The sequence below is a fragment of the Psychromonas arctica genome (genome assembly GCF_038155225.1).
GTDB classification, from domain to species: Bacteria; Pseudomonadota; Gammaproteobacteria; order Enterobacterales; family Psychromonadaceae; genus Psychromonas; species Psychromonas arctica_B.
On record NZ_JBAKBA010000246.1, the window covers coordinates 1 to 225 of the forward strand.

1 protein-coding gene is annotated in these 225 nt (G+C 40.0%); it reads left to right on the plus strand.

What is annotated here, in order from left to right:
* A partial coding sequence (locus tag V6255_RS18435; RefSeq protein WP_341629426.1) for an efflux RND transporter permease subunit occupies positions 1 to 225 on the plus strand: 225 nt, incomplete at both ends.

Genomic DNA, 225 nt, shown 5'->3' on the forward strand with positions numbered 1-225 from the left:
GCCTTTAGACGTGTTGGGGAAGTCTTATTGATTCTATCTACCTTACCTTTTGCGTTAATCGGCGGTATTTGGGTGATGTTCATACTTGGGTTTAACTTCTCGATTGCGGTTGGTGTTGGGTTCATTGCTTTGGCTGGCGTATCGATTGAGATAGGTCTGATCATGTTATTATATTTAAACAAATCGATAGCAACTAAAACATCGGAACGTCATGAACAGTTTTCT